This window comes from Shinella zoogloeoides (assembly GCF_022682305.1).
In the GTDB taxonomy this organism is placed as follows: domain Bacteria; phylum Pseudomonadota; class Alphaproteobacteria; order Rhizobiales; family Rhizobiaceae; genus Shinella; species Shinella zoogloeoides_B.
Genome location: NZ_CP093528.1, coordinates 3445692 through 3459236 on the forward strand (window position 1 = coordinate 3445692; position 13545 = coordinate 3459236).

Consider the following 13545-nt stretch of genomic DNA (forward strand, 5'->3'; position numbering starts at 1 on the left):
CAACGGCTTGCATATTCTCTGCGCCGTAGGGCCGGCCGCCTTCAGCATATCACGCGAACGATATCTCGGGAGGAGATGAAGATGGGTGTCGAAGGCATCGGCGCGCGCGTCGCGCGAAAGGAAGACAAGCGGTTTCTCACCGGCAAGGGGCGCTATACGGACGACATGTCCGTGCCCGGCATGCGCTATGCCGCATTCGTGCGCTCCCCGCATGCGCATGCAAGGATCAAGAGCATCGATACGTCCGCGGCGGAGGACATGCCGGGCGTCATCGCCGTGCTCAACGGCAAGCAGATGCTGGACGACGGCATCGGCAATCTGATCTGCGGCTGGATGATCCATTCCAAGGACGGCACCCCCATGAAGATGGGCGCCTGGCGGCCATTGGCGCACGAGACGGTGCGCTATGTCGGCGATGCCGTGGCGATTGTCGTGGCCGACAGCGTGGGCGAGGCGCGCGATGCGGCCGAAGCTGTTGTCGTCGATTACGACGTCCTTCCCGCCGTCACCGATGCCGTCAGGGCGCTGGAGGCCGGCCAGCCGCAGCTCCACCCGGAAGCCCCCGGCAACCTCATCTATGACTGGGAGATCGGCGACAGCACCGCGACGGACGCCGCGATTGCCGCTGCCGCCCATGTCACGGAGATGAAGATCGTCAACAATCGCCTCGCGCCCAACCCGATGGAGCCGCGCGCCGCGCTCGGCATCTATGATTCGGCCGAGGACCATTACACCTGCTATACGACAAGTCAGAACCCGCATGTCGCGCGCCTCGTCATGAGCGCCTTCTACAATGTCGCGCCGGAAAACAAGCTGCGCGTCATCGCCCCCGATGTCGGCGGCGGCTTCGGCTCGAAAATCTATATCTACCCGGAAGAAATCGTCTGTCTCTGGGCGTCCAAGCGGTCCGGCGTTCCGGTGAAATGGACCAGTGACCGTACCGAAGCCTTCCTCACCGACGCCCATGGCCGCGACCATGTCTCGACGGTCAAGATGGCCTTCGACGCGAACAACCGCGTCACGGCGCTGAAGGTCGACACCATCGCCAATTTCGGCGCCTACATGTCGCTCTTCTCCTCGGCCGTGCCGACCTATCTCTATGCGACCCTGCTTTCCGGCCAGTACAATTTCCCGGCCATCCACGCCAATGTACGCGCCGTCTACACCAACACGGTCGCCGTCGATGCCTATCGCGGCGCCGGCCGGCCGGAGGCGACATACCTGCTGGAGCGCACGATGGAGACGGCGGCGCGCGAACTCGGCGTCTCGCCGGCCGAGCTTCGCCGCATCAACTTCATCCGCTCCTTCCCGCACCAGACGCCCGTCATCATGAACTATGACGCGGGCGACTACGAGGCCTCGCTGGAAGCCGCCATGGCCGCAGCCGACTGGAACGGCTTCCCCGCCCGCAAGGCCGAGGCCGCCAGCCGTGGCATGAAGCGCGGCATCGGCATGAGCTGTTATATCGAGGCCTGCGGCATCGCGCCGTCGGCAGCCGTCGGCTCGCTCGGCGCGGGCGTCGGCCTCTGGGAATCGGCCGAGGTACGCGTCAATGCCGTCGGCACCATCGAGGTGCTGACCGGCTCGCATAGCCACGGCCAGGGCCATGAGACGACCTTCGCCCAGCTCGTCGCCGACCGCTTCGGCGTGCCGATCGACAGCGTCTCCATCGTGCACGGCGACACGGACAAGGTGCAGATGGGCATGGGCACCTACGGTTCCCGCTCCGGCGCGGTCGGCATGTCCGCCGTCGTCAAGGCGCTCGACAAGGTGGAGGCGAAAGCCAAGAAGATCGCCGCGCATCTGATGGAAGCCGACGAGAGCGACATCGTTGTCGAGAATGGCGCGCTGAAGGTCGCCGGCACCGACAAGTCGGTGCCCTGGTTCCAGATGGCGCTCGCCGCCTACACGGCCCACAACCTGCCCTCCGGCATGGAACCGGGCCTCAAGGAAGGCGCCTTCTACGATCCGGCCAACTTCACCTTCCCGGCCGGCTGCTACATCTGCGAGGTCGAGATCGACCCGGAAACGGGCAAGACGAAAATCGTCCAGTTCGTCGCCGCCGACGACTTCGGCAACATCATCAACCCGATGATCGTCGAGGGACAGGTGCATGGCGGCATCGCGCAGGGCATTGGCCAGGCGCTGCTGGAGGGCGTCCACTACGACCCGGAGACCGGCCAGCTCCTGACGGCAAGCTACATGGACTACACCATGCCGCGCGCCGACGACCTGCCCTCCTTCCAGGTCTCGCACCAGGTCACGCCCTGCCCGAACAATCCGCTCGGCATCAAGGGCTGCGGCGAGGCGGGCGCCATCGGCTCGCCGCCCGCGCTGATGAACGCCATCACCGACGCCATCGGCAACAACGACCTCACCATGCCCGCGACGCCCCAGAAGGTCTGGGCGGCGCTGGCGGCAAGCAACTGACGGGAGGAAGCCATGTACGCAACCAACTACCATCGCGCTTCCTCCGTCGCCGACGCGGTCAAGCTGCAATCGTCCTCCGACGAGGCAAAGTACGTCTCCGGCGGCATGACGCTGATCCCGACCATGAAGCAGCGGCTCGCCGCGCCCTCCGACCTCGTGGACCTGCGCCACATCGCCGAACTGAAAGGCATATCGGTCAGCGGCAACCGGGTGCGCATCGGCGCGGGCACGACGCATTACGAGGTCGCGACCTCGGCCGAGCTGAAGGCCGTTTGCCCGGCGATCTGCCACCTCGCCTCCCATATCGGCGATCCGCATGTTCGCCATATGGGCACCATCGGCGGTTCCATTGCCAACAACGACCCGGCGGCGGACTACCCCTCCGCCATGCTGGCGCTGGGCGCGACAATCGTCACCAGCACGCGGGAAATCCCCGCCGACGCCTTCTTCACCGGCCTCTTCGAGACGGCGCTGGAGGATGGCGAGATCGTCGTCGCGGTCACCTTCGACGCGCCGGCGAAGGCCGCCTATTCCAAGTTCCCCAACCCGGCCTCGCGCTACGCCATGGCCGGTGTCTTCGTGGCGAAGGGGGCGGATGGCGGTGTGCGGGTGGCGGTGACGGGCGCGGGCTCCAACGGCGTGTTCCGCCATGCCGGGCTGGAAAAGGCGCTCGCCGCCGACTGGTCCGCCAACGCGGCCGCCACCGTCACGGTGGATGCCGCCGACCTGCTTTCGGACATCCACGGCAGCGCGGAGTACCGGGCAAACCTCGTGAAAGTGATGGCCAAGCGCGCGGTCACCGCCGCCTGATACCGTCGCAAAACTTGAAACTGTTCGGCCAAAAGGGCGGTTGAGGCCGCCCTTTTTTCATGCAGACTTGACATGCATCAACATGAGATGGCCTTTGCGGGCCTAGTATAGATTGGAATGGTTCAAAGGTGGCGCGATTTGCCGCAGCGCCTCGCATTGCGGCGAGGGCGGGCCGGGTGTAGCCGATTGAACGACAGCCAATGACGATGATGCCCGGATTTTTGCCGGACTGGAGACTCTGGATGGATTTCGAGACTTTCTTCAAGAACGAGCTGGACAGCCTGCATCAGGAAGGCCGCTACCGCGTCTTCGCCGACATCGAGCGGCAGAAGGGCAGCTTCCCGAAGGCGACGCGCCATACGGCGGAAGGTCCGATGGACGTCACGGTCTGGTGTTCCAACGACTATCTCGGCATGGGCCAGCATCCGAAGGTCGTCGAGGCGATGAAGCTCGCCATCGACCAGTGTGGCGCCGGTGCCGGCGGCACCCGCAATATCTCCGGCACCAACCACTACCATGTCCTGCTCGAGCGCGAGCTTGCCGATCTGCACGGCAAGGAATCGGCCCTGCTCTTCACTTCGGGCTATGTGTCCAACTGGGCTGCGCTCGGCACGCTCTGTTCGAAGATCCCCAGCATCATCTGTTTCTCCGATGCCGGCAACCACGCCTCGATGATCGAAGGCATCCGCCACTCGAAATGCGAGCGCGTGATCTTCAAGCACAATGACCTGAAGGATCTCGAAGCCAAGCTTTCCGCCGCCGACCCGAAGGCGCCGAAGCTGATCGCCTTCGAATCGGTCTATTCGATGGACGGCGATATCGCCCCCATCAAGGACATCTGCGACCTCGCCGACAAGTACGGCGCGATGACCTATCTCGATGAAGTCCACGCCGTCGGCATGTACGGCCCGCGCGGCGGCGGCATCGCCGAGCGTGAAGGCCTGATGCACCGCCTGACCGTCATTGAAGGCACGCTCGGCAAGGCCTTCGGCGTCATGGGCGGCTATATCACCGGCTCGGTGGCGCTCTGCGACTTCGTCCGCTCCTTCGCCTCCGGCTTCATCTTCACGACGGCGCTGCCGCCGACGCTCGCCGCCGGTGCGCTCGCTTCGATCCGCCACCTGAAGGAAAGCCAGGCCGAACGCCTCGCCCATCAGGAGCGCGTGCGCAAGCTTCGCGCGGCGCTCGACCGCAACGGCATCCCGCACATGCCGAACCCGAGCCATATCGTGCCGGTGATGGTGGGCGACGCCTCCAAGTGCAAATGGATATCGGACCTGCTGCTCGACAATTTCGGCATCTACGTCCAGCCCATCAACTACCCGACCGTGCCCAAGAAGACCGAGCGCCTGCGCATCACGCCGACGCCGCTGCACACGGATGCCGATATCGACCATCTGGTCGGCGCGCTGCATGCGCTCTGGTCGCGCTGTGCGCTGGCCCGCGCCGTGGCCTGATACGGTAAGACGGCCCGGTTACCCGACAAGCCCGGCAGCCACCTGCCGGGCTTCTTCGTCTGCGGCGAAGACATCGTCCATGGATGAGGCCGGCGGCAGGTGGCTGAGCCTGTCCATAACGGCCTCCGCAACGTCGGCCATCGACAGGAAACCGATACGCCCTGCGACGAAGGCATGGAAGGCCACCTCTTCGGCTGCATTCATCACCGCACCCTGCAGGCCGCCGCGTGTCAGCGCCATGCGGGCAAGCCGGAGCGCCGGGAACCGCACCTCGTCCGGCGCCTCGAAATCGAGCCGCGCGAGCTTGGCGAAATCCAGCCGGTCGACATTGAGCGGCGAGCGCTCGGGATAGGTCAGCGCATAGCCGATGGCCGTGCGCATGTCCGGCGCGCCGAGTTGCGCCAGCACCGAGCCGTCGACATAGCCGACCATGGAATGGATGATCGACTGCGGGTGCACCACGACCTCGATCTGGTCCGGCCTGGCGTCGAAGAGATGCTTCGCCTCGATCATCTCCAGCGCCTTGTTGAACATGGAGGCACTGCCGATGGAGATCTTCAGGCCCATCGACCAGTTGGGGTGGGCGCGCGCGATCTCCGCCGTGACGCCGGCCATCTGCTCGCGGCTCCAGGTGCGGAAGGGACCGCCCGAGGCCGTCAGCACGATACGCTCGACGGCATGGCGCTGGTCGTCCTCCAGCGCCTGGAAGATCGCGCTGTGCTCGCTGTCGACCGGAATGAGTCGGCCGCCACCCTTCGCCACAGCCTCGACGAAGAGGTCGCCGGCCGAGACCAGGCATTCCTTGTTGGCGAGCGCGATATCCGCCCCCCTCCTCGCCGCCGCCAGCGTCGGGGCAAGGCCCGCGGTGCCGACGATCGCCGCCATCACCCAATCCGCCTCGCCGGAAGCCGCCTCCAGCAGCGCGGCGCGCCCGGCCGCCGCCTCGATGCCGCTACCCGAAAGCGCCTCCTTCAGCGCCCCGTAGTGGCTTTCGCTAGCCGTCACCGCCATGCGCGCGCCACACGCCTTTGCCTGCGCGGCGAGGAGTTCCACATTGCCGTTGCCGGTCAGCGCCAGCACCTCGTAGCGCTCGCGTCCGCCGAGCTGGCGCACCACGTCGAGCGTGCTGGTGCCGATGGAACCTGTAGAGCCGAGGATGGTGATGCGGCGCTTCTGCCGCGCGTCGGGAGCCATGGTGATGTCCGCAGTTTTCTTCTTGTCAGCCATAGGCTCTACAGGCGAAAGACGCCTGCAACAAGTCGTCGAAATGCTGTAAAGCGGAGGCTGGGTACCTCTTCTGGAACCCTTGGCTTGACCTTTTCGCCCGGACGGCCATAACGTCCCCGCAAAGCGGTCTTCCGCCCCGACGCGATTGGAGAAATCTGTGCATCGACGCCTGAGAGTATGGACCCTCGCCTGCCTCGCTTTCCTGGCGGCAGCTCCGGCCTATGCCGACGAGCCGGTCCCGGGTGGTCTCGGCGGCACGTGGCTTGCCGAGGACATCGGCGGCAACGGCGTCATCGACGACCTGCAGACGACGCTGGAGATCAAGCCGGACGGCTCCTATGGCGGCAATGGCGGCTGCAACACTTATCGCGGCAAGCTGAAGGTACAGAACGGCAATATCGCCTTCGCCCCGGCGGCAGCGACGCGCAAGATGTGCGCGCCCGCCATCATGGACCAGGAACAGAAGTTCTTCGACGCCCTCGGCACCGTCACCTCCTGGAAGCTGGAAAACGGCATCCTGCACCTGACAGGCAAGGAAGGCGCACCCGCGATCCGCCTCGCCGCTCTCAAGAACAACACGGACGTCGTCATTCGCCTGCCCGGGCCGGAGCAGAGCGTGGCGCGCGAGACGCGGACCTACCAATGCGACGGCGAGCAGCGCATCAGCGTCGAATATATCAATGTCGGCGCCAATGCGCTTGCCGTGCTGCGGATCGGCGAGGAGACGGTCATCGCCGCCAACGTCATCTCGGCCTCGGGCGCGAAATATGCGGGCGGCCGCCATGAATGGTGGACCAAGGGCGACGAGGCAACGCTCTACGACCTGACGAAGGGCGAGAACGCCCCGGGCGTCAACTGCCGCAAGACCGGCTGACAGCCGGGGCCGGACGAAAGAGGGGGGAAACCGACATGCCTACGTTCCACGTCGGCCAGAAGGTCGTCTGCATCAACGACCGTTTCAAGAACGTCTCCATCGACCAGGGCATCCGCAAGGGGCAGGTCTACACGGTCCGCTGGGCCGGCCATTACCGCCACTATGTCGATGGCGATTTCTACGGCATCAAGCTGATGGAACTCTATCGCGGTAAGGACGACGGCCCGGAAGGCTACGGCGCCGTCGATATGCCCTTCCGGGCCAGCCGCTTCCGTCCCCTCGTTTCCGATCGCATCCGCAGCATGCTCGGCCTCAAGGCCCCGACGCCGAAAAAGGTGGTCAACAAGCCCTCCATCGTCCCCTCCGTCCGCCCCAAGCCGCGCGTCGTCACACCGGAGCGCGAAAAGGAAGACGTCTAGGAAGGCGGCCAGCCTAGTCCAGCAGCGCGTTCAAGGTCCTGCGCGCCATGAGGTGGAAAAACAGCGAGACCACCATGCAGACCGCGACAATACCAGCGGTTGTCCAGTTGATCGGGCCTGGATTATCTCGGATCCCCGAGAGGGTCGGCGTGAAAGCCCCGGCCAATGCGACCGCTATAGCGATGCCGTTCAGATAATTGGCCGTCAGCTAGGCCTTCTCATTGTTCTGGCTCTTCATCGCACCGCCCAGAAATTCCACCTTGAATTGCAGTATTTACTCCCAAAAAACGAAAAAGGGAATATTCAGGGGGCCCTGCGCACGCCGGAGCAACACGGCAACGCCGCGGAAAAGAAGGGAGCAGGTAACATGGAACCGATAGTGGTGATCCCGGCGCGATTCGAACGCGCGACCCCCAGATTAGGAATCTGGTGCTCTATCCTGCTGAGCTACGGGACCACTGACTGCACCCATACAAAAGCCGGGGCGTGAAGCCAAGCGATTTTCGGGCTTCCGTCTGCGCGTTCCGTAGGGAACAGCCCGCCGGGCGGGAACGTGAGACATTCGGTTCATGGGATGGAGATGGCTTCATCCACACGAACCCAGAGGAGAACGTCTCATGCGCAAGATCATCCTTTCCGCCGTCGTCGCAACTGTCGCAGCGCTGTCCTTCGCCGCCCCCTCCAAGGCAGGCGACATTTCCATCGGTTTCGGCTTCGGCAACGGCTGGGGCCACGGGCACGGCCATGGCTGGGGCCACGGCTCCCAGGTCACTTTCTACGGTGATGACGACGACTACGGCTACGATTGCTTCTGGAAGAAGAAGAAGCGCTACGACAAGTGGGGCAATGTCGTGATCAAGAAGGTCCGCATCTGCCGCTGATCTCCCTCTTCCCCGAGCCTCCCCGACTTGCCCGGCTGTGCGTATTTGCAGCCGGGCCTTTTTGTCAGGCGGCGAGACGGCTTTCGGCGAGCTTCACCCAGTAGGTCACGCCATGCGGAATGACGTCGTCGTTGAAGTCGTAGGCGGGGTGATGCAGGCCCGCCGTGTCGCCGTTGCCGATGAAGATGAAGGCGCCGGGGCGCGCTTCCAGCATGTAGGAAAAATCCTCGCCGCCCATCATCGGCGCAAGCGAAGGCTCGACCGCCGCCGCGCCGGCGATCTCACGGGCCACCGAGACGGCGTGGCCGGTCTCCTCGGCATGGTTCACGGTGACGGGATAGTTGCGGTGATAGGCAACCGTGATCTCCGCTCCGTGGGCTGCCGCCAGACCGGCGCAGATCTGCCTGATGCGCGCCTCCGCCTCCTCCCGCATATCGGGATTGAGCGTGCGCACCGTCCCCGCGAGCTGCGCCTGCTCGGGGATGACATTGTGGGCGAAGCCCGCATTGAACTTGGTGACGGAAACGACGAGCGAGGCGATAGGATCGGCGATGCGCGACACGATGGTCTGCAGCGCCGACACCACCTGCGCGCCGATGACGATGGGATCGACCGTCTTGTGCGGCAGCGCCGCATGGCCGCCGCGGCCTGTGACCAAGATGTTGAACTCGTCCGTCGCCGCCATGATGGGGCCGGCACGCGTACCGAAGGAACCGACCGGCATGCCCGGCAGGTTGTGCATGCCGTAGACCTCGGCGATGCCGAAGCGCTCCATCATGCCGTCCTTGACCATCTCGTTGCCGCCGCCGCCGCCCTCTTCGGCCGGCTGGAAGATGACCGCGACATTGCCGCTGAAATTGCGCGTCTCGGCAAGGTATTTCGCCGCGCCGAGCAGCATGGCCGTATGGCCGTCGTGGCCGCAGGCATGCATCTTGCCCTTGACGGTGGAGGCCCAGGCCTTGCCGCTCGTCTCCTCGATGGGCAGTGCATCCATGTCGGCGCGAAGCCCGATGGTGCGCCCCTCGCCCTTGCCCCGGATGAGGCCGACGACGCCGGTGCGGCCGATGCCGGTCATGATCTCGTCCACGCCGAATTCGCGCAGCTTCTCCGCAACGAAAGCCGCCGTCTTCTCGACGGCGAAGAGAAGCTCGGGCTGCCGGTGGATCTGCCTGCGCCATTCGGCGATTTCGTCCTGCAACTCTGCGGCGCGGTTCAGAATGGGCATGCAACACGTCCTGTCTTTCGGCCCGTAAATTTGGCCATTTCCACTCGATGGCTTTGCCATCACGGTGCCATATAGGTTAAATAGGGCGACGGTTCGAGACAACTCCCGATTTCGAGGACAGGCCCCTTGCAGATGAACGGACGAACGGCGCGCCGGAGCGCAACGCTTTTGGGCTCTGCCCTCCTCGCAGCTTCCTTCCTGGCAACCACGGCGACAGCCGCCCCCCGCATGCTGGTGGACGTCAACACGCTAAAGGTCATCGAGCATGAGGATGCCTTCCAGCGCTGGTATCCGGCCTCGCTCACCAAGCTGATGACCGCCTATACCGTCTTCAGTGCCATCAAGGCCGGCGAGCTGACGCTGGACAGCCCGGTCGTGATGAGCAAGCACGCCGCCTCCGAGCCGCCGAGCAAGATGTATTTCAAGCCCGGCCAGAAGATGACGCTCGACAGCGCGCTGAAGATCATCCTCGTCAAATCGGCCAATGACGTATCCGTCGCCATCGCCGAATCGGTCTCCGGCTCGGAAGAGGCCTTCGTCGCCCGCATGAACGCCGAGGCGCGGCGCATCGGCATGAGCTCGTCCCACTTCATCAATCCGAACGGCCTGCCCGGCAAGGGCCAGTATACGACGGCCCGCGACCTTGCCGTGCTCGCCGTGACGCTCAAGCGCGAATTCCCGCAATATTCGTCCTATTTCGCGCTGGAAGGCTTCACCACCGGCAAGAAGCAGTATCCGAACTACAACATGCTGATCGGCCGCTTCGACGGCGCCGACGGCATGAAGACCGGCTTCATCTGCGCCTCGGGCTTCAACCAGGTCTCCTCCGCCACCCGCGACGGGCGCAGCGTCGTCTCGGTGGTGCTCGGCTCCGAGAGCCTCGGCGCGCGCGCCGATATTTCCGCCGGCATGCTGGAAAAGGGCCTGACGACGCGCGTGGGCAATGTGCCGACGCTCGGCAAGCTCCGCCCCTATGGCGAGACACGCGACATCGTCGCCGACGTCTCGCAGGAGATCTGCTCCAAACATGCGGCCAAGGTGCGCAGCGAGGGCCGCGACGAGGCCGGCCGGCAGAAGCTGAACTCGCCCTATATCCACGAACTCAACCGTCCGCTGCGGCTTGTCTATGCCGGCCTCATGGGCGGCGATGCGGTGGCGGCGGGCAACGACAAGGTCGCGGCCAACGACACGGGCGATGCCGCCAATGTGCCGATCCCGATCCCGCGTCCGACATTCTGACAGGAAGAGCCATGACCCTCGCTGAGCGGCGCGTGCCGGTTTCCGTGCTGACCGGCTTTCTCGGCGCGGGCAAGACGACCCTGCTCAACCGGCTTCTGAAGGACCCGGCGCTGACCGACACGGCCGTCATCATCAACGAGTTCGGCGAGGTGGGCATCGATCACCTGCTGGTCGAGCAATCCGGCGACGGCATCATCGAGCTTGCCGACGGGTGCCTCTGCTGCACGATCCGCGGCGAGCTGGTCGATACGCTCGCCGACCTCATGGACCGCATGCAGACCGGCAAGATCCAGCCGCTGAAGCGTGTGGTGATCGAAACGACCGGTCTTGCCGACCCGGCACCGGTGCTCCAGGCAGTCATGGGCAATCCGATCCTTGCCCATTCCTTCAGCCTCGACGGCGTGATCACCGTGGTCGACACCGTCAACGGCCTCTCGACGCTCGCCAATCATCCCGAAGCCGTCAAGCAGGTTGCCGTCGCCGACCGTGTGCTGATCAGCAAGGCCTCCCTTGCCGATGCCACGACGCTGGACGCCGTACGGCGCGAAATCGCAGCGCTCAACCCGCGCGCCACCATCTCCGACGTCGACATGCCCGGCCTCGCCGGCCCGGACCTGCTTGCCAACGGTCTCTATGATCCCGGCAGCAAGATACCGGATGTCCGCCGCTGGCTGCACGACGAGGCGCACGGCCATCATCACCACGATCACGGCCACAGTCATAGCCACGATCATGAGCATCACCACGACCACCGGCACGCCCATGACGTGACACGCCACGATGCCACGATCCGCTCCTTCAGCATCGTGCACGATAGCCCGATCGATCCCATGGCGCTCGACATGTTCATCGACCTGCTGCGCTCGGCGCATGGGGAGAAGCTTCTGCGCATGAAGGGCATCGTCCTGATGTCGAACAACCCGGATCGCCCTCTGGTGCTGCATGGCGTGCAGAGCGTCTTCCATCCGCCGGAACGGCTTGCCGCATGGCCGGAAGCCGCCGAGCGCCGCACGCGCCTGGTGCTGATCACGAAGGACCTGCCGGAAGCCTTCGTGCGCGATCTCTTCGATGCCTTCACCGGAACACCGCGGATTGACCGCCCGGACAGGGCGGCGCTCGCGGACAACCCGCTCGCCATACCGGGTTTCAAGCTGTAATCAGGCCGTCTTGCGGATCAGAAAGCGGTGGCCGGCCTCGACGCGCTCGCTCGCTTCCAGCACATGGCCGTCCTCATGGCAAAAGTGGGGAATGTCGATCACCGCCAACGGATCGGTGGTCTCGACCCAGAGGCCCGAGCCGGCCGGCATCGTCGAAAGGCGCTTGCGCGTCTTCATCACCGGCAGCGGGCATTTCAGCCCACGCAGATCGTAGACTTCGGCCTCGTCTTGCGCGCGGGCCGAGGTCATTTCTGCCAGAACTTCCAGAAGGGCTTCTTCGGCGTCTGCTCGACGACCGCGACAGTCGGATTTTCTTCCGGCACAGGCGTCACGACGGCGTTTTCCGCCGGCTTCTCCACCGTCCCGGCCGCCGGGTTCCGCGCTTCCTTACGCGGCTGCGTCCCGGCATCCTGCTTCGCCTCTTCCGCCTGCTGCGTCACGGTTTCGACAGGTGCGGCCTTGGCCGGCGCTTCTTCCTTGGCCGTCCACAGCTTCCAGAAGGGCTTCTTTTCGGGCACCTCGACGGTCTGCATGCCGGGATTTTCCTCCGGCACCGGCAGAGCGCCCGCACCCCGCGCCTGCTTTTCCACCTTCTCTGCGGCGACGTCGGCCGCAAGGTTTTCGGCTTCCTTGACCTTCGCCTGCTCGGCATCGATCTTGGCCTGCTCGACCGCCTGCCTGGCGCGTTCCTCGGCCTCGATCTTCCGCTTCTCGGCTTCTTCGGCCTTCTGCTTCTGCGCCTCGATTTCGCGTTCCGTCAGCAGCTTGCCGGCATCAAGGGAGTTGCCCGTCGGCGCATAGGCCAGTTCCCGGCCCTTGCGCTGGTCGGCGACGAGGGCCTTGCGCTGGGCTTCAGACGGCTCCACCCAGACGGTGCCCTGATACTTGCTCATCGCCTTGGAATAGGCCGTGGCATAGGTCTTGTTATAGCTCGAAAGCGCGACGTCCAGCGACGACGGCGTCGTCATCGCGGGGCAGGCGCCGGCCGGCGAGAACGGCTTGTCGGCCTGCTGGTTGAAGACATACTTGCCCTCGCAGACATTCACCTCCGGCGGGCGCTTGGTGATCTCGAAATGATCCCAGCCGACCTTCAGCATCTTCCAGAATTCGATGTTCGGATTGTCGCGGTGGCGCGCCATGTTCTCCGCGGTCATGCGGAAAGGAAACGCCTGCAACTGGACCGCCTTCTGGCCGCCGTCGAAGGCGTCGCGCGCGAAGGCGAAGATCTCCACCATCTGCTCGTCGGTCATCGAATAGCAGCCCGACGAGGAACAGGCACCGTGGATCATCAGATTGGTGCCGCTCGCCTTGTTGGCGCGGTCGTAGGTATTCGGGAAGCCGGTGTTGATCGCGAGATAATAGCTCGAATTCGGGTTCATCTGCCCGCGCGAGAGCGGGTAGAAGCCCTCCGGCGCCTGGCGGTCGCCTTCCTTCGTCTTCGGGCCGAGCTTGCCGGACCAGGCGCAGATCTTGTAGTTGCGCACGAGCTGGAAGCGGTTCGCGCGGTCGGCCTTCCACACTTCCAGCCGGCCTTCTTCCTTCAGGATGCGCAGCATGATCGGCGACGACCGGTCGATGTTCATCCTGGAGAGCTTGCTCAGCACGGCCGGCGAAAGCTGATAGCCGGTCTTGCTCGATACCTTGGTGATATCGACATCGACCTTGTCGAACGTGTCGAGCGTCTCGTTCGTGCAGCCTGCGGCGGCCACGGCAAGAAGCGATAGAGCGGCAAGAAGTTTCAGGCGCATTCCCAGGGTCCGTCAACAATCGTCAGATCGCGCTCCGCCGCGCCGGCAGGCGGGACGGGCAGTCGTAACCGGCTTATA

General features: G+C 64.7%; 12 protein-coding genes and 1 tRNA gene. 8 read left to right on the forward strand and 5 right to left on the reverse strand.

Annotated features, from left to right (window positions below):
• Positions 1-81 precede the first annotated feature (81 nt).
• The 3 genes from MOE34_RS17105 to hemA all read left to right on the forward strand — a co-directional run bounded on the left by MOE34_RS17105 (position 82) and on the right by hemA (position 4697).
• Entirely contained in the window at positions 82-2430 is a 2349-nt protein-coding gene (locus MOE34_RS17105; RefSeq protein ID WP_242218699.1) for a xanthine dehydrogenase family protein molybdopterin-binding subunit, read from the forward strand.
• 12 nt (positions 2431-2442) lie between these two features.
• Complete coding sequence (locus MOE34_RS17110) at positions 2443-3240, forward strand: FAD binding domain-containing protein (protein WP_242218700.1); 798 nt, start codon at positions 2443-2445, stop codon at positions 3238-3240.
• A 242-nt stretch (positions 3241-3482) separates the two neighbouring features.
• Positions 3483-4697 (forward strand): 5-aminolevulinate synthase, encoded by a 1215-nt coding sequence (hemA, locus tag MOE34_RS17115; RefSeq protein WP_242218702.1) that lies wholly within the window; start codon positions 3483-3485, stop codon positions 4695-4697.
• Between the two features lie 18 nt (positions 4698-4715).
• Here the strand turns inward: hemA and dxr are convergent, their stop codons facing one another.
• Positions 4716-5891, reverse strand: coding sequence for a 1-deoxy-D-xylulose-5-phosphate reductoisomerase (gene dxr / locus MOE34_RS17120; protein ID WP_242224111.1), 1176 nt, complete (start codon positions 5889-5891; stop codon positions 4716-4718).
• Positions 5892-6081: 190 nt separating this feature from the next.
• Between dxr and MOE34_RS17125 the strand changes: the two genes are divergently transcribed.
• Positions 6082-6798, forward strand: coding sequence for an META domain-containing protein (locus tag MOE34_RS17125; RefSeq protein WP_242218704.1), 717 nt, complete (start codon positions 6082-6084; stop codon positions 6796-6798).
• Positions 6799-6833: 35 nt separating this feature from the next.
• Complete coding sequence (locus tag MOE34_RS17130) at positions 6834-7217, forward strand: CAP-Gly domain protein (protein WP_242218706.1); 384 nt, start codon at positions 6834-6836, stop codon at positions 7215-7217.
• A gap of 380 nt (positions 7218-7597) precedes the next feature.
• Here the strand turns inward: MOE34_RS17130 and MOE34_RS17135 are convergent.
• Positions 7598-7674 (reverse strand) — tRNA-Arg (locus tag MOE34_RS17135).
• Positions 7675-7834: 160 nt separating this feature from the next.
• Here MOE34_RS17135 and MOE34_RS17140 point away from each other — a divergent pair.
• The gene (locus tag MOE34_RS17140) at positions 7835-8098 is read left to right on the forward strand and encodes a hypothetical protein (protein ID WP_160787387.1); all 264 of its coding nucleotides are present in this window, start codon (positions 7835-7837) and stop codon (positions 8096-8098) included.
• Between the two features lie 64 nt (positions 8099-8162).
• On the opposite strand, the gene MOE34_RS17145 is transcribed toward MOE34_RS17140, so the two are convergent.
• Positions 8163-9323, reverse strand: a complete 1161-nt coding sequence (locus tag MOE34_RS17145) for a M20 aminoacylase family protein (RefSeq protein ID WP_242218708.1) — start codon at positions 9321-9323, stop codon at positions 8163-8165.
• Positions 9324-9455: 132 nt separating this feature from the next.
• Here MOE34_RS17145 and MOE34_RS17150 point away from each other — a divergent pair, with 132 nt between their 5' ends.
• Both MOE34_RS17150 and MOE34_RS17155 read left to right on the forward strand, forming a co-directional pair.
• Entirely contained in the window at positions 9456-10562 is a 1107-nt protein-coding gene (locus MOE34_RS17150) for a D-alanyl-D-alanine carboxypeptidase family protein (RefSeq protein ID WP_347342765.1), read from the forward strand.
• An 11-nt stretch (positions 10563-10573) separates the two neighbouring features.
• On the forward strand, positions 10574-11719 hold the full coding sequence (locus MOE34_RS17155) for a CobW family GTP-binding protein (RefSeq protein ID WP_242218710.1): 1146 nt from the start codon (positions 10574-10576) through the stop codon (positions 11717-11719).
• Here the strand turns inward: MOE34_RS17155 and MOE34_RS17160 are convergent, their stop codons facing one another.
• The gene (locus MOE34_RS17160; RefSeq protein ID WP_242218711.1) at positions 11720-11968 is read right to left on the reverse strand and encodes a sulfurtransferase TusA family protein; all 249 of its coding nucleotides are present in this window, start codon (positions 11966-11968) and stop codon (positions 11720-11722) included.
• Positions 11965-13467: a L,D-transpeptidase family protein gene (locus tag MOE34_RS17165; protein ID WP_242218713.1), complete on the reverse strand. Its 1503-nt coding sequence runs from the start codon at positions 13465-13467 to the stop codon at positions 11965-11967. The genes MOE34_RS17160 and MOE34_RS17165 overlap by 4 nt, the downstream gene beginning before the upstream one ends.
• Between the last annotated feature and the right edge of the window lie 78 nt (positions 13468-13545).

Excerpts from the sequence above, each read along its gene's own strand:
- MOE34_RS17105 (WP_242218699.1), top strand. The coding sequence starts at position 82 with ATGGGTGTCGAAGGCATCGGCGCGCGCGTCGCGCGAAAGGAAGACAAG.
- MOE34_RS17110 (WP_242218700.1), top strand. The coding sequence starts at position 2,443 with ATGTACGCAACCAACTACCATCGCGCTTCCTCCGTCGCCGACGCGGTC.
- hemA (WP_242218702.1), top strand. The coding sequence starts at position 3,483 with ATGGATTTCGAGACTTTCTTCAAGAACGAGCTGGACAGCCTGCATCAG.
- dxr (WP_242224111.1), bottom strand. The coding sequence starts at position 5,891 with ATGGCTCCCGACGCGCGGCAGAAGCGCCGCATCACCATCCTCGGCTCT.
- MOE34_RS17130 (WP_242218706.1), top strand. The coding sequence starts at position 6,834 with ATGCCTACGTTCCACGTCGGCCAGAAGGTCGTCTGCATCAACGACCGT.
- MOE34_RS17140 (WP_160787387.1), top strand. The coding sequence starts at position 7,835 with ATGCGCAAGATCATCCTTTCCGCCGTCGTCGCAACTGTCGCAGCGCTG.
- MOE34_RS17145 (WP_242218708.1), bottom strand. The coding sequence starts at position 9,323 with ATGCCCATTCTGAACCGCGCCGCAGAGTTGCAGGACGAAATCGCCGAA.
- MOE34_RS17150 (WP_347342765.1), top strand. The coding sequence starts at position 9,456 with ATGAACGGACGAACGGCGCGCCGGAGCGCAACGCTTTTGGGCTCTGCC.
- MOE34_RS17155 (WP_242218710.1), top strand. The coding sequence starts at position 10,574 with ATGACCCTCGCTGAGCGGCGCGTGCCGGTTTCCGTGCTGACCGGCTTT.
- MOE34_RS17160 (WP_242218711.1), bottom strand. The coding sequence starts at position 11,968 with ATGACCTCGGCCCGCGCGCAAGACGAGGCCGAAGTCTACGATCTGCGT.
- MOE34_RS17165 (WP_242218713.1), bottom strand. The coding sequence starts at position 13,467 with ATGCGCCTGAAACTTCTTGCCGCTCTATCGCTTCTTGCCGTGGCCGCC.